Origin of the sequence: Burkholderia sp. AU6039 (assembly GCF_002223365.1) — a bacterium.
GTDB lineage: Bacteria > Pseudomonadota > Gammaproteobacteria > Burkholderiales > Burkholderiaceae > Burkholderia.
In genome coordinates, this window is record NZ_NKFK01000004.1 from 355,994 (window position 1) to 378,010 (window position 22,017).

The following is a 22,017-nucleotide window of genomic DNA, read 5'->3' on the forward strand; positions in this document are numbered from 1 at the left end:
TCGTCACTTGGCGCGCCTTCTGAAATAAGCGTATTTGAAGCCCATCACCCACAACATACCGAAATATAGTGCAGCGAACAGCACGAGGCACGCGGCCATCAGCGCGATGCGATCGAGCGGCTGCGTACGCATCCCGGTCCAGTCGAAGCTGATCGACAGCCAGTGCATCAGGCCGGCGAGCACGAGCGCCGCGCCGATCAGCTGCACGAAGAAGCGCAGCCAGCCCGGCGACGGCTGGTAGATGCCGCGCTTGCGCAGCCCGATGAACAACAGCAGCGAGTTCAGGCACGCGCCGACGCCGATGCTCAACGTCAGGCCCGCGTGGCCGATCAGCGGCACGAACACGTAGTTCGAGATCTGCGTGACGATCAGCACGCCGATCGCGATCTTCACGGGCGTCTTGATGTCCTGCTTCGCATAGAAGCCCGGCGCGAGGATCTTGATCAGGATGATGCCGACGAGGCCGATCCCGTAAGTCGCCAGCGCGCGCGCGACCATCGTGACGGTGTGCGCGTCGAACTTGCCGTAGTTGAACAGGGTCGCGGTGAGCGGTGTCGCGAAGAAGAACAGCGCGAGCGCACTCGGCGCCGCGAGCAGGAACGTGACGCGCAGGCCCCAGTCGAGCAGCGCCGAATACTCGTGCGAATCGGCATCGACGTGCGCCTTCGACAGGCTCGGCAGCAGGATCGTGCCGAGCGCGACGCCGAGCAGCGCCGTCGGGAATTCCATCAGGCGGTCGGCGTAGTTGATCCACGACACGGCGCCCTGCCCGAGCCGCGACGCGATGTTGGTGTTGATGATCAGCGACAGTTGCGCGACCGACACCGCGAACGTCGCGGGCACCATCTTCGCGAGCACGCGCTTCACGCCCGGGTGGCGCAGCGCGCGCAGCGGGTTGAGGCCGATCAGCGGCACCATGTCGATCTTCTTCAGGCCCGGCAGCTGCACGAGGAACTGCAGCACGCCGCCGACGATGACGGCCCATGCGAGCGCGAACACCGGCACCTTCAGGTGCGGCGCGACGAACACCGCCGCAGCGATGAACGCGACGTTGAGCAGCACCGGCGCGAACGCGGGCAGCGAGAAGCTCTTGTACGTGTTCAGCACGCCGGAGGCGAGCGTCGTCAGCGAGATGAACACGATGTACGGGAACATGATCTGCGTCATCGTGACGGCGAGCGGGAACGCCTGCCCGTCGGTGTGCAGACCGGACGCGACGGCGAACACGACCCACGATGCGCCGGCGATCCCGACCACCGACAGCACGGCAAGCGCCCACGCCAGCACGGTGGACATCGCGTCGACGAGCGCTTTCGTCGCGTCATGCCCCTGCTGGTTCTTGAACTCGGCGAGGATCGGCACGAACGCCTGCGAGAACGCGCCTTCGGCAGACAGGCGGCGCAGCAGGTTCGGGATACGGAAGGCGACGTAGAACGCGTCGGTGTATTGACTGGCGCCGAACGCACGGGCGATCAGCGTCTCGCGGGCCAGTCCGGTCACGCGCGACAGCAGCGTGAAGCCGCTGACCGTCAGCAGGGCTCGGAATAGATTCATGGGGCGCTTATTATACGGACGTTGCGTGGCCCGGCCAGCGGCCGATGCCGAAAAGCGCGCACGCGTTCGGCGCCGTCCTCGGCGGGTGTCACGTTGAACTTGCCACGCGCTTGATTTCGTTGCTATAATCGCCGGTTTCTAGGCTCGTACATGCACGGCAACTGCCGTTTTCATGTCCCTGCCTCGGTTAAAATCACCGTTTTTTATGCGCCCCTGGGCAATCGCTCTCAGGGGACGGATCGAAAAGCAGCGCTTGGCCGTCTAGGCTCCAAGCTCTGGAAACAGGACAGGATAAGGAACCGTCATGGCTAACTCCGCACAAGCACGCAAGCGCGCCCGCCAGGCCGCGAAGGCAAATTCGCACAACTCGGCGCTGCGCTCGAAATTCCGTACCGCGATCAAGGCTGTTCGCAAGGCTGTCGACGCCGGCGATCAAGCAAAGGCTGCAGAGCTGTTCAAGTCTGCCGTCAAGACGATCGACACGATCGCCGACAAGAAGATCGTTCACAAGAACAAGGCCGCTCGCAGCAAGAGCCGCCTGGCCGCAGCCGTCAAGGGTCTGCAGGCAGCAGCGTAAATCCGGTGCGCCCGCTCACGCGGGCGTTCCTGTTTCCTGCGATCGCAAAAAAGCCCGCCTAGGCGGGCTTTTTGTCGCCCGTCGCCAGCGCATGCTGCTGGCCGGTGACAGTTGCCACGAGGGCGGGCGCGGCAAGCGCCCTCGCCCGCGCCGGCATCACTTCTTCGCGTCGTAGTCCGGCAGTTCGCACGCCTCGGTCACGACGAGATTGTTGTCCTTCGCGAAATTCAGCACGAAATCGAACGCCATCGGCTCGACGTCGCGCAGCCGGGAATCGAGGATCACGCATTTCAGGTCGCCGAGCATCGTCGGACGCACGTAGAGCGAATACTGGAGACGCGCGTTCCGCCCGCTCGCCCCCGGCCCGAAGCAGGCCATCACACCGGCCAGACGTTCCGACCAGTCGCTCGGGCGAAACTTTTTCCCGTCTTTCGTGATGCCCTGGATGAAGAATTCGGTCGGAGGGGTTTCAGCCATGTGGTTACCCAAGTGACGGCCCGGCGATGTCCAGGCAACGGCGCCTGGATACGCGAACACAAAGCTGAAACGGACGGCGGCACAAGCATTCCGATATCCCGAAAACAGGACGTCGGCGCGCGCCACCGGCGGACTGCACCGGATTTGTGCAGCGCACGGCTTGTGTCCGGCAGAGCGCGAAGAGGCTTGCCTGCCGGGCTGGAGAAAACTTTTGAATTATACCGCAGCGCGCCATCGCGCGCCGTCCCGCCACCCCTTCTCCTGCGTCGCTTGCCGTGCGCGGCGATCGTGCCCCGCTTCTCTCCGCGGCTCGTCAAAGCACAGAAAATCCTTTATGCTGCTTTGAGTTATCCACACCCGACGGCGGCGCCGTCCGGCCTTGCTGCCGGGTGCAACCCGCCGTATTTCGCTTCATGACCACCAAAACCATTCGTCACTACCTGCAGTTCAAGGATTTCTCGCTGGAAGACTACGAGTACGTGCTCGAACGCACGGGTATCCTGAAGCGCAAGTTCAAGAACTACGAGACCTATCACCCGCTGCACGACCGCACGCTCGCGATGATCTTCGAGAAGAGCTCGACGCGCACGCGCCTGTCGTTCGAAGCCGGGATCTTCCAGCTCGGCGGCCACGCCGTCTTCATGAGCACGCGCGACACGCAGCTCGGCCGCGGCGAACCCGTCGAGGATTCCGCGCAGGTCATCTCGCGGATGGTCGACATCATCATGATCCGCACGTTCGAGCAGGACGTCATCAAGCGCTTCGCGGACAATTCCCGCGTGCCGGTGATCAACGGCCTGACGAACGAGTACCACCCGTGCCAGGTGCTCGCCGACATCTTCACGTACTACGAGCACCGCGGCCCGATCGCCGGCAAGACCGTTGCCTGGGTCGGCGATGCGAACAACATGCTCTACACGTGGATCGAAGCCGCGCAGATCCTCGGCTTCAAGCTGCGCCTGTCCACGCCGCCCGGCTACGCGCTCGACATGAAGCTCGTGTCGCCCGACAGCGCGCCGTTCTACGAAGTGTTCGACGATCCGAACGAAGCATGCAAGGGCGCCGACCTCGTCACCACCGACGTGTGGACGAGCATGGGCTTCGAGGCCGAGAACGAGGCCCGCAAGCAGGCGTTCGCCGACTGGTGCGTCGACGAGGAAATGATGGGGCACGCGAACCCGGAGGCCCTCTTCATGCACTGCCTGCCCGCGCACCGCGGCGAGGAAGTGACGGCCGGCGTGATCGACGGCCCGCAGAGCGTCGTGTGGGATGAAGCGGAAAACCGCCTGCACGTGCAGAAGGCGCTGATGGAATTCCTGCTGCTCGGCCGCCTCAAGCACTGACGCGCCGGCAACCCGCCAGCTCATGAAAAAAGCGCCGATCGACGATCGGCGCTTTTTGTTTGGGCGCGGGAAAAGCGGTGCTGAACCCGCGTTACAGGCAGACCGGTTCGGGCTCGAGTTCGACGCCGAAACGGGCGCGCACGTCGGCCTGGATCGCCTGCGCCAGCGCGAGCACGTCGGCCCCCGTCGCGCCGCCGCGATTGACGAGCACGAGCGCCTGGCGGTCGTGCACGGCCGCCGCGCCCAGCGCGCGCCCCTTCCAGCCGCAGCGGTCGATCAGCCAGCCGGCCGCGAGCTTCACCTGCCCGTCCGGCTGCGGATACGACACGACTTCCGGCGCGCGGGCGCGCAGCGCATCGAACTGCGCGGCATCGATCACCGGATTCTTGAAGAAACTGCCCGCGTTGCCGAGGACGAGCGGATCGGGCAGCTTCGCGCGGCGGATCGCGACGACCGCGTCGAACACGTCGCGCGCCGTGGCCGCATCGGATGCAATGCCTCGGGCGTCGAGTTCGCGCGTGACGTCCGCGTAGCCGAGCCGCGGTGCCCACTGCTTCGGCAACCGGAACGTCACCGACACGATCGCGAACCGGCCGCGCCCTTGCCGCTTGAAGAAGCTGTCGCGATAGCCGAACGCGCAGCGCGCGGCGTCGAAACGCTCGCTGCGCCCCGTCGCCAGCTCGACCGCGACCAGCGAGTCGAAATACGCCTTCATCTCGAGGCCATATGCGCCGATGTTCTGGATCGGCGCGGCGCCGACCGTGCCCGGAATCAGCGCAAGGTTCTCGAGGCCCGCCATCCCGTGCTCGAGCGTCCACGCGACGAATGCGTGCCAGTTCTCGCCGCCGCCGGCCTCGACGTACCACGCGTCGTCGTCCTCGCGTACGACGCGGCGGCCCGCGATCTCGTCGAGCAGCACGACGCCGTCGAAGTCGCGCGTGAACACGACGTTGCTGCCGCCGCCGAGCACGAGTTGCGGCAGGTTCGCGACGCGGGGGTCGCGATGGAGCGCCTCGAACTGCGACGCATGCGTGATGCGCGCGGCAAAGCGCGCGGTCGCGGCGATGCCGAACGTGTTGTGCGCGGCGAGCGGATAGTCGGGAAGAAGCGACAGGGCGGAATCGTCAGGAGGCATCGGCATTCGCGGTCACGTCCGCCCGGGCGGCGCATGGCCGGCCTTGGGCAAACGGAGGGGCATCGGTAAAATGGCAAACAGTCCGCAATTATAGCGAGTGCCCGCGCGCGAGCCGGGTGCCCGCATCTCAAGGGAGGAATGCCATGCCATCGTTCGACGTCGTTTCCGAAGCGAACATGATCGAAGTGAAGAACGCCATCGAGCAGTCGAACAAGGAAATTTCGACGCGCTTCGACTTCAAGGGCTCCGACGCGCGCGTCGAGCAGAAGGAACGCGAGCTGACGCTGTTCGCCGACGACGATTTCAAGCTCGGCCAGGTCAAGGACGTGCTGATCGGCAAGCTGGCCAAGCGCAACGTCGACGTGCGCTTCCTCGACTACGGCAAGGTCGAGAAGATCGGCGGCGACAAGGTCAAGCAGATCGTCACCGTGAAGAAAGGCGTGACCGGCGATCTCGCGAAGAAGATCGTGCGCCTCGTGAAGGACAGCAAGATCAAGGTGCAGGCGAGCATCCAGGGCGACGCCGTGCGCGTGAACGGCACCAAGCGCGACGACCTGCAGAGCGTGATCGCGATGCTGCGCAAGGACGTGACCGACACGCCGCTCGACTTCAACAACTTCCGCGACTGATCGCGGGGCGATCCGTCACGTCATCCCGCCGGGCCCCGCACACGCGGCGCGCCCGGCTGCGGCCAGGCGCCGCACTTTCTCAGGCTTTCCCGCCGTCCTGCGCGCCGCCGTCCGCGGCCGCCTTCTTCTTGTCGCCGATCCGGCTTTCCTGCCCCGCCAGCAGCTTCGCAATGTTGCCGCGGTGACGCCACACGAGCAGCACGCTCATCGCCAGCACGGCCCATGCGACCGGGTTATGGCTCGTGCCGAACAGGAACACGTCGAACACCGGCGCGAACACGGCCGCCACCAGCGCCGCGAGCGACGAATAGCGGAAGAAGAACGCGACGATCAGCCAGGTCAGCGCGGTCGCGAGCCCGAGCACCGGGTGCACCGCGAGCAGCACGCCGGCCGCGGTCGCGACGCCCTTGCCGCCCTGGAAGCGGAAGAACACCGGATACAGGTGGCCGAGGAACACGGCGATCGCGACCCATGCGACCGCGACGTCCGGCAGGCCGAAGCGCCGGGCGAGCCAGACGGCAATCCAGCCCTTGAATGCATCGCCGACGAGCGTCAGGATCGCGGCCTTCTTGTTGCCGCTGCGCAGCACGTTGGTCGCGCCGGGATTCTTCGACCCGTACGAACGCGGGTCGGCCAGGCCCATCGCGCCACTGACGACGACGGCGAATGACACCGAACCGATCAGGTAGGCAACGAGGGCGGCGAGCAGGATCTGCATGCGGAGGACTCTTCTTTCAACGTATCGGTAAAGGGACGGCTGCGCGCGGCACGCCGAAACGGCGCCCATTCTACCGAACGCGCGCGGCCTGCCACGAAGGTGAAACCCTCAGTCGACACTGGCGCACTGCACGGGCTGCGCGCCGAGCAGTGACGTAAGCACACCCGGCGCGAGGCTGACGAGGTAGCCGCGACGCCCGCCGTTCAGGTAGATCGTCGGCAGCTCGAGGATGGTCGCCTCGACGTAGACGGGCATCGCCTTGCGCGTGCCGAACGGCGACGTGCCGCCGACGAGATAGCCCGAATGGCGGTTCGCGACCTCGGGCTTGCACGGCTCGACGCGCTTCGCGCCGATCTGCCGCGCGAGGTTCTTCGTCGACACGGTGCGGTCGCCGTGCATCAGGACGATCAGCGGCTTCGCGTGTTCATCTTCCATCACGAGCGTCTTCACGACGCGGTGCTCGTCGACGCCCAGCTGGCGCGCCGATTCGCCGGTGCCGCCGTGCTCGACGTAGTCGTACGGATGCTCGCCGAACGCAACGCCGTGGCGGCGCAGCAACTGGGTCGCGGGGGTTTCGGACACATGCCTGGATTTGCTCATGGCGGCATTTTAAGGGTGAACGACCGGCGCGCGCGCGATCACGCCCTCGCGCCCCCACCGACGGTATACTCGCGGCCCGTTTTTCGCCGGGCGGCCTGCTGCGGCGCCGCAACGATTCCGTCCATCATCATTGCGGACATCGCGAAGCGCTATTGCCCGAATGGCCGATTGTGGCGCGCCCGCGGTCATGGCACGATCGTTCGCCAACCTCGTCGGCCGCCGCCCGCCCTTCTTCTGGAGACGCCATGTCCTCGTCCCTCCGTTCATCCGAGCCGCTCGACGTCGACGCACTGCTCGCCGCGTTGCCTCGCCGCATCGCCGACGTGCCCGCACGCTGGGCCGCGCAAGCGCCCGCGCATCCGGCGCTGATCGAGGACGCGCGCCGCCTGTCGTATGGCGACCTGTCGCAGGCCGTCGATGCAGCCGCCGCGCAGCTCGCCGACCTCGGCGTGCAAGGCGGCGACCGCGTGATGATCGTCGCCGAAAACTGCATCGCGCAGATCGTGCTGCTGTTCGCGGCCGCCCGCCTCGACGCGTGGGCGCTCGTGTCGAACGCCCGGTTGTCCGCCGGCGAGCTCGACGCGATCGCCGCGCACGCGCGGCCGAAGCTGATCGCGTTCACCACCGACGCCTCGCCCGACGCGCGCACGCATGCCGAACGGCACGGTGCGACACCCGCCGGCACGCTGCCGGTCGACATCGGTGCGTGGTCGTACCACGTCGACGCGAGCGCGCCGGGCGAGCCGGTCGCCGCCGACGGTGCCGCGCAATGCGCGGCGCTGATCTACACGACCGGCACGACCGGCACGCCGAAAGGCGTGATGCTGTCGCATCGCAACCTGCTGTTCATCGCGGCGACGTCGAGCACGCTGCGCCGCGTGTCGCCCGACGACGTCGTCTACACGGTGCTGCCCGTGTCGCACGTGTACGGGCTCGCGTCGGTCTGCCTCGGCAGCCTGTACGCGGGCGCGACGCTGCGGCTCGCGCCGCGCTTCTCGCCGGAAGCCGTGCGCGTCGCGCTCGCCGACGAAGGCGTCACGATCTTCCAGGGCGTGCCCGCGATGCACGCGAAGCTGCTCGAACACCTGCACACGCACGGCTACGCGTGGCGCGCGCCGCGCCTGCGCTTCGCGTATTCGGGCGGCTCGCCGCTCGACGCGAACCTGAAGGCGCGCGTCGAGCGCCTGTACGGCGTGCCGCTGCACAACGGCTACGGGATGACCGAAAGCAGCCCGACGATCACGCAGACGCCGCTCGACGCCCCGCGCGCCGACAGCTCGGTCGGCGTGCCGATTCCCGGCGTGGAGATGCGGATCGTCGCGCCGGACGGCACCGACGTGCCGCCGGGCGAAGTCGGCGAGATTCGCGTGCGCGGGCCGAACGTGATGCTCGGCTACTACCGCAACGCGGACGCCACGCACGCGGCCGTGTCGCCGGACGGCTGGCTGAGCACCGGCGATCTCGCGCGGCAGGAGGCGGACGGTGCGGTAACGATCGCGGGCCGCAGCAAGGAACTGATCATCCGGTCGGGCTTCAACGTCTATCCGGTCGAAGTCGAGCAGGTGCTGAACGCGCATCCGGACGTCGTGCAGGCGGCCGTCATCGGCCGCGCAGTCGAAGGCAACGAGGAAGTGCTCGCGTTCGTCGAACTAGTGCCCGGCGCGACGGCCGGCGAAGCGGCGTTGCACGCCTGGTGTGCGGAGCGGCTCGCGCCTTACAAACGCCCCGCACACATCCGCGTACTCGACGCGCTGCCGGCCGCATCGACGGGCAAGGTGCTGAAGCACAAGTTGCGCGAGCTGGTCTGACTTGAACCGGCCGCGGCGCGTGACACTGCCTGCTCCGCACCGGATGCGCTAACCGCGCGGGTGGTGTTGCGCATGCAGCGTCTTCAAGCGCTCGCGTGCAACGTGCGTATAGATCTGCGTGGTCGAGATATCGCTGTGGCCGAGCAGCAGTTGCACGACGCGCAGGTCGGCGCCATGGTTCAGCAGGTGCGTCGCGAACGCGTGCCGCAGCGTATGCGGCGACAGGTGCGCGCGCACGTCCGCGTGCTGTGCGTGGCGCTTGATGATGTTCCAGAACTGCTGGCGCGTCATCCCGTCGCCGCGCGCGGTCACGAACAGCGCGTCGGCCGCGCGCGCACCGAGCAGCGCCGGCCGCGCCTCGCGCAGGTAGCGCTCGATCCACCCTTGCGCGACTTCGCCGAACGGCACGAGCCGCTCCTTCGAGCCCTTGCCCATCACGCGCACGACGCCCTCGTTGAGCCCGACCTCGACGGTCTTCAACGTCACGAGCTCGCTCACGCGCAGCCCGCTCGCATACATCAGCTCGAGCATCGTACGATCGCGCAGGCCGAGCGGCGTGCCGATGTCGGGCGCACCGAGCAGTGCCTCGACCTGCGCCTCCGACAACGTCGACGGAAACCGGGCCGCCTGCTTCGCGGACGTGATCCGCAGCGTCGGGTCGGCGCTCGCGCGATGCTCGCGCACGGCCCAGCCGTAATAGCGCCGGAACACGGACAGCCGCCGGTTCGACGACGTCGCCTTGCCGTCGCTGCGCGCGGCGATGTAGCCCGTCACCATCGCTTCATCGACCGCATCGAGCGACGCGTCGTGCGTCTCGGCCAGCCATTGTGAAAACAGCACCAGATCGCGCCGGTACGCATCGAGCGTGTTGCGCGCCAGCCCGTGCTCGAGCCACAGCGCATCGCAAAACACGTCGATCGACGCGCGGCTCGCGAGCAGCGCGGGGGACACCTCGACGGCATCGCCGTCGACTTCGGGGGACATCAACGATTCACTCATCAGTACGGCACGCCTTCGTGCGCCAGCAGCCAGCGCTTCACTTTCTGGTAGTAACCGTTGTCGTCGTGGTTCGCGAAGCCGCCGAGTCCGCCCGCCGCGACGACGCGATGGCACGGGATCACGAGCGGGAAGTAGTTCGCGCCGCATGCCTGGCCCACCGCGCGCGGCGCGCTGCCGATCCGCTTCGCGACCTGGCCGTAGGTCAGCACCGTGCCGGGCGGAATATCGCTGATCACGTCCCACACGCGGTGCTGGAACGCGCTGCCGACTTCGGCGAGCGGCAGGTCGAAGCGCGCCGACGCGCGCTCGAAATAACGTTCGATCTGCTTGACCGCACGCTGCGCGAGCGGCGAATCCGGATCGACCGACTTCACCGATTCGGGCAGATAGACGATCTCGCGCACCACCGCGGCATCCGTGCGGATGCCGACCTTGCCGAACGGCGCGTCGATGACTGCATTGAACATGGCCCTCTCCTGACCGATGGATGCGCGCGGCACCACCGCGCGCCGACGACACTTTACGCCGCCTTCACGCGGCACGCAGCGCCCATTCGACATGCTCGCGCACGACCGGCGACGGGTCGTCGGCCCGCGCGCGCAACGCGGCGACGATCGCGTCGCGCGCCTGCGGCGTGAGCCGGCCCGCGTCCGCGCGCAGCGCATTGCCGAGCCCGACCGCGAGATTGCGCAGCCAGCTTTCGTAGCCGATGCGCCGGATCGCACTGCCCTGCATCCGCGTATCGAACGCGTCCGCGTCCCATGCAAACAGCTCGACGAGTGTCGCGCGATCGAGGCCGTGCCGCACGTCGAAATCGGCGACGGGCGCGGCCTGCGCGAACTTGTTCCACGGGCACACGAGCTGGCAGTCGTCGCAACCGTACACGCGATTGCCGATCATCGGCCGCAGCGGCTCGGGGATGCTGCCTTTCAGTTCGATCGTCAGGTACGAGATGCAGCGGCGCGCGTCGACGCGGTACGGCTCGACGATCGCGCCGGTCGGGCAGGCGTCGATGCAGCGCGTGCAGCTGCCACAGTGCGCGCCGGGCGTCTCGGGCGCGGTGTCGGGGGACGTGTGCGCATCGGTCGGCAGCGGAACGTCGACGTAGATCTCGCCGAGGAAGAACAGCGAGCCCGCATCGCGCTGCAGCAGCAGCGTGTGCTTGCCGCGCCAGCCGACGCCGGCCTTCTGCGCGAGTTCGACCTCGAGCACGGGCGCCGAATCGGTGAACACGCGATAGCCGAACGCGCCGATCTCCTGCTCGATGCGCTCGGCGAGCGTCTGCAGGCGGTTGCGCAGCACCTTGTGATAGTCGCGGCCGCGTGCGTAGATCGACACGACGGCCGCCTGCGGATCGTCGAGCCGCGCCCGTTCGCGCGCACGCCAGTCGTGCAGCGCGAGCGCACCTGGCTCGCTTTCAGGCGCGTCGGCGGCGAGCGTTTCGGCCGGCAGATAGGCGAGCCGGGCGGAGATCACGCGTCGCGTACCGGCCACAAGTTCGGCCGGACGCGCGCGTTTCATCCCATGTTTCGCCATATAATCCATTTCGCCGTGGTATCCGGCTTCCAGCCAGGCGGCGAGGCCTGCTTCGGCATCCGAGAGATCGGTATCGCTGATGCCGATCGCCCCGAAACCCAATTCGCGCCCCCACGCCCTGATGCGCGCGGCGAGCGCAGTCAACGCCGCATCGTCGAGCGCGCACGGTGCCGCACCTTCGGCACGAGTCGAAGGTCTGTCGGATGCGGCGAGTTCCGGTAATCGGTTCATCGCACTATTTTACGAGAATGCCAGCCACGCCCAGCCATCCGCCTCACGACGCCATGCTGCCCGCCCCGCTCGCGGAGCGCGTGATCGCGCTCGCCGACGAAGCGGCGACCGAGGCCTTCGGCACCCGCTTCGCGCACGCGCTCGACGCGGCGCGCACCGAGCTTGCCCGCGCGCATGCGTTCGACGGGCTGCAGATCCAGCTGGTCGGCGATCTCGGCGCGGGCAAGACGTCCCTCGTCCGCGCGATCCTGCGTGGCCTCGGCCACACGGGGCGCGTGCGCAGCCCGACCTATACGCTCGTCGAGCCGTACGCGCTCGAACGCGACGATGGGGAACTCGAGGTCTATCACTTCGATCTGTATCGTTTCAACGATCCGGCCGAATGGTCCGACGCAGGCTTTCGCGAATATTTCAATTCCAGCGCGATCTGTCTCGTCGAATGGCCACAACAGGCAGGCACGCTGCTCGGCGTACCCGATCTGGTTTTCTCGCTCGACGTGGACGGCGACGGCCGCGCCCTCACCGTCCGGGCGTACAGCGCTTCAGGAAAGGCATGTCTCGAAAGATGTTGATCAAACCGTTCCGCTCGATCGAATCGGCGGCCACCGCGACGCACAACTGGCGGCGCCGCCAGATCCTGTGCGCGGGCGCGTCGACGCTGGTGCTCGGTCTCGTCGCACCGCGGCTCGCGCGCGCGTCGTCGGTGCTCGGCGTGCGTGTGTGGCCCGCACGCGATTACACGCGCGTCACGATCGAATCCGACCAGCCGCTGCAGAATAGCCAACAGCTGCTGCAGGGTCCCGACCGTCTCGTCGTCGACCTGACCGGCCTCGATCTCGACCAGGCGCTGCGCGACCTCGTGTCGAAGATCGCGCCGAACGATCCGCAGATCCAGTCGGTGCGTGTCGGCCAGTATCAGCCGCACGTCGTGCGGATGGTGTTCGACCTGAAAGGTTCGGTGAAGCCGCAGGTGTTCACGCTGCCGCCGGTCGGCACCTACAAGTACCGGCTCGTGTTCGACCTGTATCCGGCCGTCGCGCCGGATCCGCTGTCCGACCTGATCGCGCAGACGGAACGCAAGGAGCAGGCGCTCAACGACACCGCGCGCGCGCAGCAGATGCAGCCGCCGACCACGCTGGCCGGCCCGGGTACCCCGCCGCCCGCCGCGGGTGACAACAGCGACGCGTTCTTCCAGCGCTTCGCGCAGAACACGCCGGCCACGCCGCACACGCCGCCCGCCACGCCTTCGACGCCCGCGAAGCCGGCCGTCAAGCCGCCGCCCGTCATCGCACGCCGCGACGACAGCGACGACGATGGCGACACCTACAAGTTCACCGCGCCGAAATCCGGCAAGGGCAGCACCGTTCGCCTGCTGACGGTGGCGATCGATCCGGGCCACGGCGGCGAGGATCCGGGCGCGATCGGCGGCGGCGGCACGTACGAGAAGCACATCGCGCTCGACATCGCGAAGAAGCTGCGCGCGAAGATCGACGGCGCGCCGAACATGCGCGCGATGATGACGCGCGACGCCGACTTCTTCGTGCCGCTGAACGTGCGCGTGCAGAAAGCGCGCCGCGTGGGCGCCGACCTGTTCGTGTCGATCCACGCCGATGCATTCACGACGCCGTCCGCGCGCGGCTCGTCGGTGTTCGCGCTGTCCGACCACGGCGCGACGAGCGCCGCGGCGCGCTGGATGGCGAACAAGGAGAACTCGTCCGACCTGATCGGCGGCATCAACATCAAGACGGCGGATGCGGCCGTGAACCGCGCGCTGTTCGACATGTCGACGACCGCGCAGATCCGCGATTCGCTGCGCTACGGCAACTACGTGCTGAAGGAAGTGGGCGGCATCAACAAGCTGCACAAGGGCTCGGTCGAGCAGGCCGGGTTCGCGGTGCTGAAGGCGCCCGACATTCCGTCGATCCTCGTCGAGACGGCCTTCATCAGCAACCCGGAAGAAGAGAGCCGGCTGAACGACGACGGCTATCGCGACCAGATGGCCGACGCGATCTTCCGCGGCATCAAGCGCTATTTCGCCGCGAATCCGCCGCTCGCGAAGAGCCGGATGGCCTGAGCGCCATCGCTTCCGCGCCGCCGGCACGCAGTGCGTGCCGGCGCGTCACGACGCCGCGAAGCGGCGCATCAGTTTCCCGCCGAACACGTTCACCGCGAGCCCGCCCATCACGAGCGCCGTGCCGATCAGCTGCGTGCGCGTCAGATGCTCGTCGAGCAGCAGCGCCGACGACGCGAGGCCCACGATCGGCACCAGCAGCGAGAACTGCGCGACCTGCGCGGCCGGATAGCGCGACAGCAGGCGGCTCCACAGTCCGTAGCCGAGCAGCGTCGCGACGAACGCGAGATAGACGACCGCGAAGATCGACGCACCGTTCAGCCCGGCGAGCGCGGTCGCGATCCGCTGCGGCCCTTCGAACCACAGCGACAGCAGGAAGAACGGCACGGGCGGCACGAGGCTGGCCCACACGACGAGCGACACGAGGTTCGCACGGCCGACCTTCTTCGTGACGATGTTGCCGAACGCCCACATCGCGGCCGAGCAGATCGTCAGCAGGAAGCCCGCGAGCGTCATCGCGCGGCCGCCCTGCGCCGCGATCACGACGAGCCCGCCCGCGGCGATCGCGAGCCCGAGCAGGTTCTGCACGCGCAGCCGCTCGCCGAGGAACAGCATCGCGAACACGAGCGTGAAGAATGCCTGCGACTGCAGCACGAGCGACGCGAGGCCGGCCGGCATGCCGACGTACATGCCGGTGAACAGGAACACGAACTGGCCGAGCTGGATCGTCGCGCCGTACAGCACCAGCAGGCGCCATGGAATCTGCGGCCGGCGCACGAAGAACACCGCGGGCACGGCCGCGAGCGTGAAACGCAGCGCGCCGAGCAGCATCGGCGGCATGCCGTGCAGGCCGACCTTGATCACGACGAAGTTCACGCCCCACGCCAGGATCACGACCAGCGCAAGCAGCAAGTCCTTCGGGGCCATCATCGGCGTCTCCTCGATTGTCGAATGGTCGTGCACGGTGCGCTCAGGCCCTGTCGCTTTGCGCCGGGTGCCCCGAGAGGACTGCCTTCGAGGCGGAAAGCCCGGCGCGGCCCGGTGTTTTCCTCTGGGAAGCCGGTCAGTCTACCGGGTTTCAGCCCCGGCCCGATACCCGCGCGGCGCGCATGGAATCGGCGGCGGACGGCCAGTACAATGACCGGCATCCCCCGCCGCCCCACAGGATCCGCCATGACCGCTCCGATCAAAGCCCTGCTGAAGCCGCACGTGCGCGACATCGGCAACCTGCAGGTGCGCCGCACGCTGCCCGCGCTCGCCGCCCGCCTCGTCGGCCCGTTCATCTTCTTCGATCACATGGGGCCCGCCGCGCTGCCGCCCGGCACGGGCCTCGACGTACGCCCGCATCCGCATATCGGCCTCGCCACCGTCACCTACCTGTTCGACGGCGCGATCCTGCACCGCGACAGCCTCGGCTCGCTGCAGGAGATCGTGCCGGGCGACGTGAACTGGATGACGGCCGGCCGCGGGATCGTCCACTCCGAACGCACGCCCGACGCGCAGCGCGAACACGGCCACACCGTGCACGGGATCCAGACCTGGGTCGCGCTGCCGCGCGCGCACGAGACGACCGAGCCGTCGTTCGAGCACCATGCGGCCGACACGCTGCCGAAGCGCAACGAGGACGGCGTCGCGCTGACGGTGATCGCCGGCGATGCGTTCGGGCTGCGCTCGCCGGTCACGACGTTCTCGCGCACGCTGTACGTCGCGGCCGAATTCGCGGCCGGCGGCCGTCTCGCACTCGACGCGTCGCACGAGGAGCGCGCGGTCTACGTGGTCGACGGCGAGCTCGCGATCGACGGCACGCCGGTGCCGGCCGAGCAGATGGCCGTGCTCACGCCCGGCGCCGCGGTCACGCTGACGAGCGGCAGCGGCGCGCGTGCGATGCTGCTCGGGGGCGACAAGATCGACGGCGAGCGCTTCATCGAATGGAATTTCGTCGCCAGCAGCCGCGAGGCGATCGAGCGCGCGAAAGAAGCGTGGACGCGCCAGGAAATGGGCAAGGTGCCGGGCGAGACGGAGTGGATTCCGCTGCCCGAGTCGAAGCCGCGTTGAAAAAGGGGCGCGCCGCCCCCATCCTGACGACATTCGAACGGAAGAGAACGACATGGACACCACGCTTGCCACATTCGAGAAAGACGTCATCGAGGCGTCGCTGGACGCACCCGTGCTGGTCGACTTCTGGGCGCCGTGGTGCGGCCCCTGCAAGACGCTCGGCCCGCTGCTGGAAAAGCTCGAAGGCGACTATGAAGGCCGCTGGAAGCTCGTGAAGGTCAACGTCGACGAGAACCAGGAACTCGCCGCGCACTTCCAGACGCGCAGCATCCCGCACGTGATCGCGTTCGCCGACGGGCGCCCGGTCGACCAGTTCGTCGGCGTGCTGCCCGAAGGCCAGCTGCGTGCCTTCCTCGACCGGCTGCTGCCGGCGCCCGAGGAAGCCGAACGGCGTGCCGCGCAATATGCGATGGCCGAGGCGCGCTACGACGACGCGCTCACGCACCTCGAGGCGGCGCTCGCGCTGAACCCGGGCTTCGACGACGCCCGCCTCGATCTGATCGAACTGCTGCTCGCGAACAACCAGGTCGACGCCGCACGCGCCGAGACCGAACGCCTGTCGCCGCAGACCGTGCAGAACGGCGATCCGCGCTACCAGGCGATCAAGACCCGTTTCGACGCGCTCGACGCGACAGCCGACCTGCCGCCGACCGACGCGCTCGAAGCGCGCATCGCGGCGAACCCGGCCGACCTCGACGCGCGCTTCGACCTCGCGCAGAGCCTGATCGCGCGGCGCGCGTACGAAGGGGCGGTGGAGCAGTTGCTGGAAATCGTCACGCGCGACCGCGCGTACGGCGACGATCTCGGCCGCCGCACGCTGATCTCGGTGTTCGAGCTAGCCGGCGATCGCCCGGACCTCGTCGCCGGGTGGCGGCGCAGGCTGAGCATGGCGCTCAACTGAACGGATGGATGACCGGCCGGGCCGCAACGGCCCGGCTGCGGGGTCGCCCCGCTTGACGGCCGACGGCGCGCGTCACGCGCCGCCATGCCTCGACGACCGCGATTCGCAGCGGCTCAGCCGGCGGCCTGCGCCGCGATCGCGCGCAGCGCATGCGCGGCGGCCGCGAAGCCGAAACTCGCGGTCACGCACACGCTCGAACCGAACCCTGCACAGTTGAGCCCCGCGACGTGCGCGGCCGCGGACGGCTCGGCGCCGTCCTCGAGGTCGCAGACGGCAGCTTCCGGATAGATCAGCGGCTCGTCCGAATACACGGCGCTGACCTTGAAACGTGCCTTCGGCCCGCGCGGAAAGCCGTGCTGCTTGCGCAACTGCGCGCGCACCTTCGACAGCAGCGGATCCTGGATCGTCAGCGCGAGATCGTCGATCCGGATGCGCGTCGGGTCGAGCTGGCCGCCCGCGCCGCCGACCACCACGAGCGGCTGGCGCTTCGCGACGCACCACGCGATCAGCGCAACCTTCGTGCGCACGCTGTCGATCGCGTCGATCACGTAGTCGAAGCCGCCGCCGAGCAGCGCGTCGAAGTTGTCGGGCTCGACGAAATCCTCGATCCGGTTCACGCGGCACGCGGGATCGATCAGCGCGATCCGCTCGGCCATCGCGTCGACTTTCGGCTTGCCGTAATTGCCGTCGAGCGCGTGGATCTGCCGGTTCGTATTGCTTTCGGCGACGTTGTCGAGATCGATCAGCGTCAGCGTGCCGACCGCGTTGCGCGCGAGCGCCTCGGCCACCCACGAGCCGACGCCGCCGATCCCGATCACCGCGACGTGCGCGCGCTCGAACGCGGCGGCGGCCGGCGCGCCGTACAGGCGCGCAACACCGCCGAAACGCCGCGCGCGATCCACGTCAAGCTGGATTTCCGGGGTCGGGGTAAGATCAGAGGAACTGGGCGGGGCAGCGTCGGCGACGGACATGGCAGCAAGGAAAACGTAAGTCGTGCAGCCCTCTATTTTGCCTGAACTCCCCGCTCGCACGCGCCACTGTGCACGCACGTTTCTTGCGCGTTGGCTACAATGGTTCCAGATTGAAGCGTTTGCATAACATGACGACTCTCGCCGATCTCCGCATCAATTACTCACGTGCTTCGCTCGACGAGGCCGACGTCGCCCACGACCCCTTCGCCCAGTTCGACCGCTGGTTCAAGGAGGCGCTCGCCGCCAAGTTGCCCGAGCCGAACACGATGACGCTCGCGACCGTCGGCGCCGACGGCCGGCCGTCGGCACGCATCGTGCTCATCAAGGGCGTCGACGAACGCGGGTTCGTCTTCTTCACCAATTACGAAAGCCGCAAGGGGCGCGATCTCGCCGCGCACCCAGAGGCCGCGCTGCTGTTCTACTGGATCGAGCTCGAGCGCCAGGTGCGCATCGAAGGCCGGATCGAGAAAACCAGCGCAGAAGAAAGTGACCGCTATTTCGCGTCGCGCCCGCTCGGCTCGCGCATCGGCGCATGGGCGTCGCAACAGAGTGCGGTGATCGACAGCCGCGCGACGCTCGAAGCGCAGGAAAAGGCCATCAGCGAACGCTACGGCGACAACCCGCCGCGCCCGCCGCACTGGGGCGGCTACCGCCTCGTGCCCGACTCGATCGAGTTCTGGCAGGGCCGCCCGTCGCGGCTGCACGACCGCCTGCTCTACACGCGCGACGCCGGCACGTCGACGGGCTGGTCGATTTCGCGCCTGTCGCCGTAAGCGCTGCGCCGGCGCACGCCGGTCGTGTCTCGTGTTGCATTCGGGCGCCCGCCTCGCAAGCGGCGGGCGCCGGTCAAGATACTTGGCTGTATTCGATTCAACGAACAAACGGAGAATCCAAATGTTCTGGGAAAAGAAGCTGGCACAGTGGGCGGACGAAGTACGGGCGAAAGCGAACATACCGGCGCGCCTCGTGCTGTGGAACGGCGATCAACTCGATTTCGGCACCTTCAGCGCGCCGCAGGTCACGCTGAAGGTCAACAGCGCGTCGGCGTTGCCGCTCCTGCTCGAACCGAGCCTCGACAATCTCGGCGAGGCGTACGTGAAGGGCAAGATCGACATCGAAGGCAAGCTGTCGGACATCATCAACATCGGCTACTCGCTCGCGCGCAGCACGGTCACGAGCGCGAGCAAGCTGGCGCGCGTGAAGCGCTACTTCAATCACTCGAAGAGCACCGACAAGAAGGCGATCCAGTATCACTACGACGTCTCGAACGAGTTCTACCAGCTGTGGCTCGACGAGAACATGGTGTACTCGTGCGCATACTTCGAGAACGGCGACGAGGATCTCGCCACCGCGCAGATCAAGAAGATCGACCATATCCTCACCAAGATCCGGCTTCAGCCCGGCCAGCGGCTGCTCGACATCGGCTGCGGCTGGGGTGCGCTCGTGCTGCGCGCCGCGCAGAAGTTCGGCGCGCAGTGCCTCGGCGTCACGCTGTCGCAGAACCAGTTCGACCTCGCGACCGCGCGCGTGAAGGCCGCCGGGCTGGAAGACAAAATCGAGATCCGGCTGCAGGACTACCGCGAGATCGACGGGCAATTCGATCGCATCACGAGCGTCGGGATGTTCGAGCACGTCGGGCGCAAGAACCTGCCGCTCTATTTCTCGCGAATCCATGACCTGCTTGCCGACGACGGCATCGCAATGAACCACGGGATCACGTCGACCGACGCGGAAAGCGGCGAGACGGCACTCGGCGGCGGCGAGTTCATCGATCGCTACGTGTTCCCGGACGGCGAGCTGCCGCACATCAGCCTCGCGCTGGAAGCCGCGCAGCGCGGCGGGCTCGAAGCGATTGACGTCGAAAGCCTGCGCCGGCACTATGCCCGCACGCTCGATATCTGGACGGAAAACTTCGAGGCGAAGGCCGACGCCGCGCGACAACTCGTCGACGACGAAAAATTCCGCATCTGGCGCGTGTATCTCGCCGGCTGCGCGTATGCGTTCGAGCACGACGACGTGTCGATCTTCCAGATCGTGTGCCGCAAGGCCGGGCAGAGCGCGAAGACGCTGCCGTGGTCGCGGCGCTATATGTACGAACACGCGCTGCCGCGCTAGGCGGCGCTTCACGCTGGGCATGCATGGGTGACGGCAGGACGCGGCGCAAGGCGCCGCCGGAACGACAGCAGCACGACGACGCGAACACGCCGCACGCCGACGGGCAATTCGACCTGTTCGGCGTGCCGGCCGACGCTGCACGCGCGTCGCCCGAGAACGATGGCCCGCCCGCCGACACCGACGAACACGTGAACCCGGGCGCGCCTGACGACGCTCAACCGGCACCGCGCCCCCGCACCCACCCCCGTTCTTCAGACGAAACACCGCCCGCCGCTTCCGGCCTGCTGTGGGACGAACCGTCCCTGCCAGCCGAGCCGCCGAAGAAGGGCCGGCGCCGGCGCGGCGTGCTGCCCGCGCCGATCACACCGGATGTGGCCGATGCGGCGGCCGGCCTGCCGCCGAACGTCCGGCTCGGCACGTCGTCGTGGTACTTCCCCGGCTGGGACGGCATCGTCTACGACGGCGATTTCGCGCAGACCAAGCTGTCGCGCGAAGGGCTCGAAGCGTACGGTGCGCATCCGCTGCTGAAGAGCGTGAGCCTCGACCGGTCGTTCTATGGCCCGCTATCGGTGGCCGACTACCTGCGCTATGCGCAGCAGGTGCCCGACGATTTCCGCTTCGTCGTGAAGGCGCCGGCTTCCGTGACCGATGCGGTGATCCGCGGCCGGCGCGGCGAACCGTCGGGACCGAACCCGACTTTCCTCGACGCGGATCTCGCGACCCGCGAATTCGTGCAGCCGTGCGTCGAAGGGCTCGGCCGGAAAGCCGGCGTGCTCGTGTTCCAGTTCTCGCCGTTGCCCGACCAGATGCTTGCCCGGCCGGCCGAACTGATCGACCGGCTGGCCGCGTTCTTCGCGGCGTTGCCGCCGCTGCCGGCGGAAGCCGACGGCACCCGCTACGCGATCGAGATTCGCGACGCGAGCCTGCTCACGCCGCGCTTCATCCGCGCGCTCGCCGCGCTCGGCGTGCGCTACTGCGTCGGCCTGCACGCGCGGATGCCCGACCCGCTGCGCCAGGCAGCCGCGCTCGCGCTGCTCGACGGCGACGCGCCGGGCCCGCTGATCGTGCGCTGGAGCCTGCACGGCGGCTTCAAGTACGAACAGGCGAAAGCGAAGTACGAGCCGTTCGACAAGCTCGTCGACGAGGATCCGGCCACGCGCTCGGCGCTCGCCGAACTGGCTGCGCGCTATGCGCTGGCCGGGCAGCCGGTAATCATCACGATCAACAACAAGGCGGAAGGCTCCGCGCCGCTGTCGTGCATCGCGCTTGCGCGCGAGATCGCCGCCGCGTGCGCGCAGTGGCGCAACGAGGCGGCTTGATACCGGCTTGATACCGGCTTGATACCGGCTTGCGCCGGCCGCGGTCACGACGCTTACGCGCCGCGCAGCGACTTCAGACGGTGCGAGAACTTCTTCCGGAATTTCGCGAGCTTCGGCCCGATCACGACCGAGCAGTAGCCCTGCCCCGGGTTGCGCGCGTAATAGTTCTGGTGATAATCCTCGGCCGGCCAGTAGTTGCCGTCGAGCGGCACGACCTGCGTGACGATCGGCTGCCCGAACACCTGCTCGCGCTCCAGCTCGCGGATCACGTCGAGCGCCGTGTCGCGCTGCGCGTCCGAATGGGTGAACACGACCGAACGGTACTGCGTACCGACGTCGTTGCCCTGCCGGTTCAGCTGGGTCGGATCGTGCGTTGCAAAGAAGATCTCGAGGATTTCGCGATAGCCGATGCGCGCCGGATCGAACGTCACGTTGACGACTTCCGCGTGGCCCGTATCGCCTTCGCAGATGTCGCGATAGCCGGGATTGCGCGTATGGCCGCCCGCATAGCCCGACTGGACGGCCGTCACGCCGTCGACGTCGAGAAACACCGCCTCCGTGCACCAGAAACACCCGCCTCCCAATGTCGCGGTTTCAAGCATCTCGTTCACCATGAAATCAGTCCCTCGTTGATGTCGGCAGCCGGCACGCATGCGCCGGCGCCACCGTTCCGTCTCGCCGCTGCCCACCCGCATGCGGGTCGCAACGGCACGTCGGCAAGTATCTCACTCGCGCGCGAACCTGACAGATTGCACGGGTGTCGCGCGCGACCAGCCGCCCGTTTTCTCGACTACACTTAGGCACGCACGAGCGCGGCGGCAAACCCGCTGGCTCGCGTAACGTGCCCGATGCATGCCCGACCCTGATGCAAACATCATCTGCCGGAACTTCGCTATGCATGCCTTAACAGACCTCACCCGCGTCACGCGTCCGGCCGTCGCCGCGTCGCGGGCCGCGGCTTCGATTGCATCACCTCCT

General features: G+C 67.7%; 22 protein-coding genes. 11 read left to right on the forward strand and 11 right to left on the reverse strand.

Translation table 11 applies throughout. From position 1 onward, the window contains the following. Positions 1-3 precede the first annotated feature (3 nt). Entirely contained in the window at positions 4-1,554 is a 1,551-nt protein-coding gene (gene murJ / locus CFB39_RS14315) for a murein biosynthesis integral membrane protein MurJ (RefSeq protein WP_046544567.1), read from the reverse strand. 304 nt (positions 1,555-1,858) lie between these two features. Here murJ and rpsT point away from each other — a divergent pair, with 304 nt between their 5' ends. Then, positions 1,859-2,131, forward strand: coding sequence for a 30S ribosomal protein S20 (gene rpsT / locus CFB39_RS14320; RefSeq protein ID WP_039368270.1), 273 nt, complete (start codon positions 1,859-1,861; stop codon positions 2,129-2,131). A 156-nt stretch (positions 2,132-2,287) separates the two neighbouring features. Here rpsT and CFB39_RS14325 read toward each other — a convergent pair whose 3' ends face one another. Next, positions 2,288-2,608, reverse strand: coding sequence for a DUF3579 domain-containing protein (locus tag CFB39_RS14325; RefSeq protein ID WP_089426173.1), 321 nt, complete (start codon positions 2,606-2,608; stop codon positions 2,288-2,290). 413 nt (positions 2,609-3,021) lie between these two features. Between CFB39_RS14325 and argF the strand changes: the two genes are divergently transcribed. Beyond that, a complete protein-coding gene (gene argF, locus CFB39_RS14335; RefSeq protein ID WP_089473791.1) occupies positions 3,022-3,951 on the forward strand; it encodes an ornithine carbamoyltransferase in 930 nt (309 codons plus the stop codon). Between the two features lie 91 nt (positions 3,952-4,042). Here the strand turns inward: argF and murB are convergent, their stop codons facing one another. Continuing rightward, on the reverse strand, positions 4,043-5,092 hold the full coding sequence (gene murB, locus CFB39_RS14340) for a UDP-N-acetylmuramate dehydrogenase (RefSeq protein WP_089473441.1): 1,050 nt from the start codon (positions 5,090-5,092) through the stop codon (positions 4,043-4,045). 137 nt (positions 5,093-5,229) lie between these two features. Between murB and CFB39_RS14345 the strand changes: the two genes are divergently transcribed. Further along, on the forward strand, positions 5,230-5,715 hold the full coding sequence (locus CFB39_RS14345; RefSeq protein ID WP_039368282.1) for a YajQ family cyclic di-GMP-binding protein: 486 nt from the start codon (positions 5,230-5,232) through the stop codon (positions 5,713-5,715). Between the two features lie 79 nt (positions 5,716-5,794). Here CFB39_RS14345 and plsY read toward each other — a convergent pair whose 3' ends face one another. Together plsY and ybaK are read right to left on the reverse strand one after the other, a co-directional pair. Next, positions 5,795-6,433 carry a glycerol-3-phosphate 1-O-acyltransferase PlsY gene (plsY, locus tag CFB39_RS14350; protein ID WP_089431613.1) on the reverse strand — a complete coding sequence of 213 codons (639 nt, stop codon included), beginning with the start codon at positions 6,431-6,433 and terminating at the stop codon, positions 5,795-5,797. Positions 6,434-6,541: 108 nt separating this feature from the next. Next, on the reverse strand, positions 6,542-7,033 hold the full coding sequence (ybaK, locus tag CFB39_RS14355; RefSeq protein WP_089473442.1) for a Cys-tRNA(Pro) deacylase: 492 nt from the start codon (positions 7,031-7,033) through the stop codon (positions 6,542-6,544). 245 nt (positions 7,034-7,278) lie between these two features. Between ybaK and CFB39_RS14360 the strand changes: the two genes are divergently transcribed. Next, positions 7,279-8,841, forward strand: a complete 1,563-nt coding sequence (locus tag CFB39_RS14360; RefSeq protein WP_089473443.1) for a class I adenylate-forming enzyme family protein — start codon at positions 7,279-7,281, stop codon at positions 8,839-8,841. A 48-nt stretch (positions 8,842-8,889) separates the two neighbouring features. Here CFB39_RS14360 and xerD read toward each other — a convergent pair whose 3' ends face one another. The 3 genes from xerD to queG form a co-directional block, all read right to left on the reverse strand. After that, on the reverse strand, positions 8,890-9,840 hold the full coding sequence (gene xerD / locus CFB39_RS14365; protein ID WP_089473444.1) for a site-specific tyrosine recombinase XerD: 951 nt from the start codon (positions 9,838-9,840) through the stop codon (positions 8,890-8,892). After that, entirely contained in the window at positions 9,840-10,307 is a 468-nt protein-coding gene (locus CFB39_RS14370) for a methylated-DNA--[protein]-cysteine S-methyltransferase (RefSeq protein WP_089426179.1), read from the reverse strand. The genes xerD and CFB39_RS14370 overlap by 1 nt, the downstream gene beginning before the upstream one ends. 64 nt (positions 10,308-10,371) lie before the next feature. After that, positions 10,372-11,607, reverse strand: a complete 1,236-nt coding sequence (gene queG, locus CFB39_RS14375) for a tRNA epoxyqueuosine(34) reductase QueG (protein WP_089473445.1) — start codon at positions 11,605-11,607, stop codon at positions 10,372-10,374. 17 nt (positions 11,608-11,624) lie between these two features. On the opposite strand from queG, the gene tsaE reads away from it, so the two are divergent. Continuing rightward, positions 11,625-12,179 (forward strand): tRNA (adenosine(37)-N6)-threonylcarbamoyltransferase complex ATPase subunit type 1 TsaE, encoded by a 555-nt coding sequence (tsaE, locus tag CFB39_RS14380; RefSeq protein ID WP_089426181.1) that lies wholly within the window; start codon positions 11,625-11,627, stop codon positions 12,177-12,179. Beyond that, a complete protein-coding gene (locus tag CFB39_RS14385; protein WP_089473446.1) occupies positions 12,161-13,681 on the forward strand; it encodes an N-acetylmuramoyl-L-alanine amidase in 1,521 nt (506 codons plus the stop codon). Before tsaE ends, CFB39_RS14385 begins: the two co-directional genes overlap by 19 nt. A gap of 45 nt (positions 13,682-13,726) precedes the next feature. Here the strand turns inward: CFB39_RS14385 and CFB39_RS14390 are convergent, their stop codons facing one another. After that, positions 13,727-14,605, reverse strand: a complete 879-nt coding sequence (locus tag CFB39_RS14390) for an EamA family transporter (RefSeq protein ID WP_179254846.1) — start codon at positions 14,603-14,605, stop codon at positions 13,727-13,729. Positions 14,606-14,851: 246 nt separating this feature from the next. Between CFB39_RS14390 and CFB39_RS14395 the strand changes: the two genes are divergently transcribed. Continuing rightward, entirely contained in the window at positions 14,852-15,733 is an 882-nt protein-coding gene (locus CFB39_RS14395; RefSeq protein ID WP_089473447.1) for a pirin family protein, read from the forward strand. Between the two features lie 52 nt (positions 15,734-15,785). After that, on the forward strand, positions 15,786-16,634 hold the full coding sequence (gene trxA, locus CFB39_RS14400) for a thioredoxin (protein WP_069248701.1): 849 nt from the start codon (positions 15,786-15,788) through the stop codon (positions 16,632-16,634). Between the two features lie 113 nt (positions 16,635-16,747). Here trxA and tcdA read toward each other — a convergent pair whose 3' ends face one another. Then, positions 16,748-17,605, reverse strand: coding sequence for a tRNA cyclic N6-threonylcarbamoyladenosine(37) synthase TcdA (gene tcdA, locus CFB39_RS14405; protein WP_089473448.1), 858 nt, complete (start codon positions 17,603-17,605; stop codon positions 16,748-16,750). A gap of 128 nt (positions 17,606-17,733) precedes the next feature. On the opposite strand from tcdA, the gene pdxH reads away from it, so the two are divergent. The 3 genes from pdxH to CFB39_RS14420 all read left to right on the forward strand — a co-directional run bounded on the left by pdxH (position 17,734) and on the right by CFB39_RS14420 (position 21,039). Next, a complete protein-coding gene (gene pdxH / locus CFB39_RS14410; RefSeq protein ID WP_089473449.1) occupies positions 17,734-18,378 on the forward strand; it encodes a pyridoxamine 5'-phosphate oxidase in 645 nt (214 codons plus the stop codon). A gap of 121 nt (positions 18,379-18,499) precedes the next feature. Then, positions 18,500-19,720 carry a cyclopropane-fatty-acyl-phospholipid synthase family protein gene (locus CFB39_RS14415; RefSeq protein WP_089431619.1) on the forward strand — a complete coding sequence of 407 codons (1,221 nt, stop codon included), beginning with the start codon at positions 18,500-18,502 and terminating at the stop codon, positions 19,718-19,720. A 23-nt stretch (positions 19,721-19,743) separates the two neighbouring features. Beyond that, the gene (locus CFB39_RS14420; RefSeq protein ID WP_089473450.1) at positions 19,744-21,039 is read left to right on the forward strand and encodes a DUF72 domain-containing protein; all 1,296 of its coding nucleotides are present in this window, start codon (positions 19,744-19,746) and stop codon (positions 21,037-21,039) included. Between the two features lie 53 nt (positions 21,040-21,092). On the opposite strand, the gene msrA is transcribed toward CFB39_RS14420, so the two are convergent. Next, positions 21,093-21,653, reverse strand: coding sequence for a peptide-methionine (S)-S-oxide reductase MsrA (gene msrA / locus CFB39_RS14425; RefSeq protein WP_089473451.1), 561 nt, complete (start codon positions 21,651-21,653; stop codon positions 21,093-21,095). Positions 21,654-22,017: the final 364 nt, after the last annotated feature.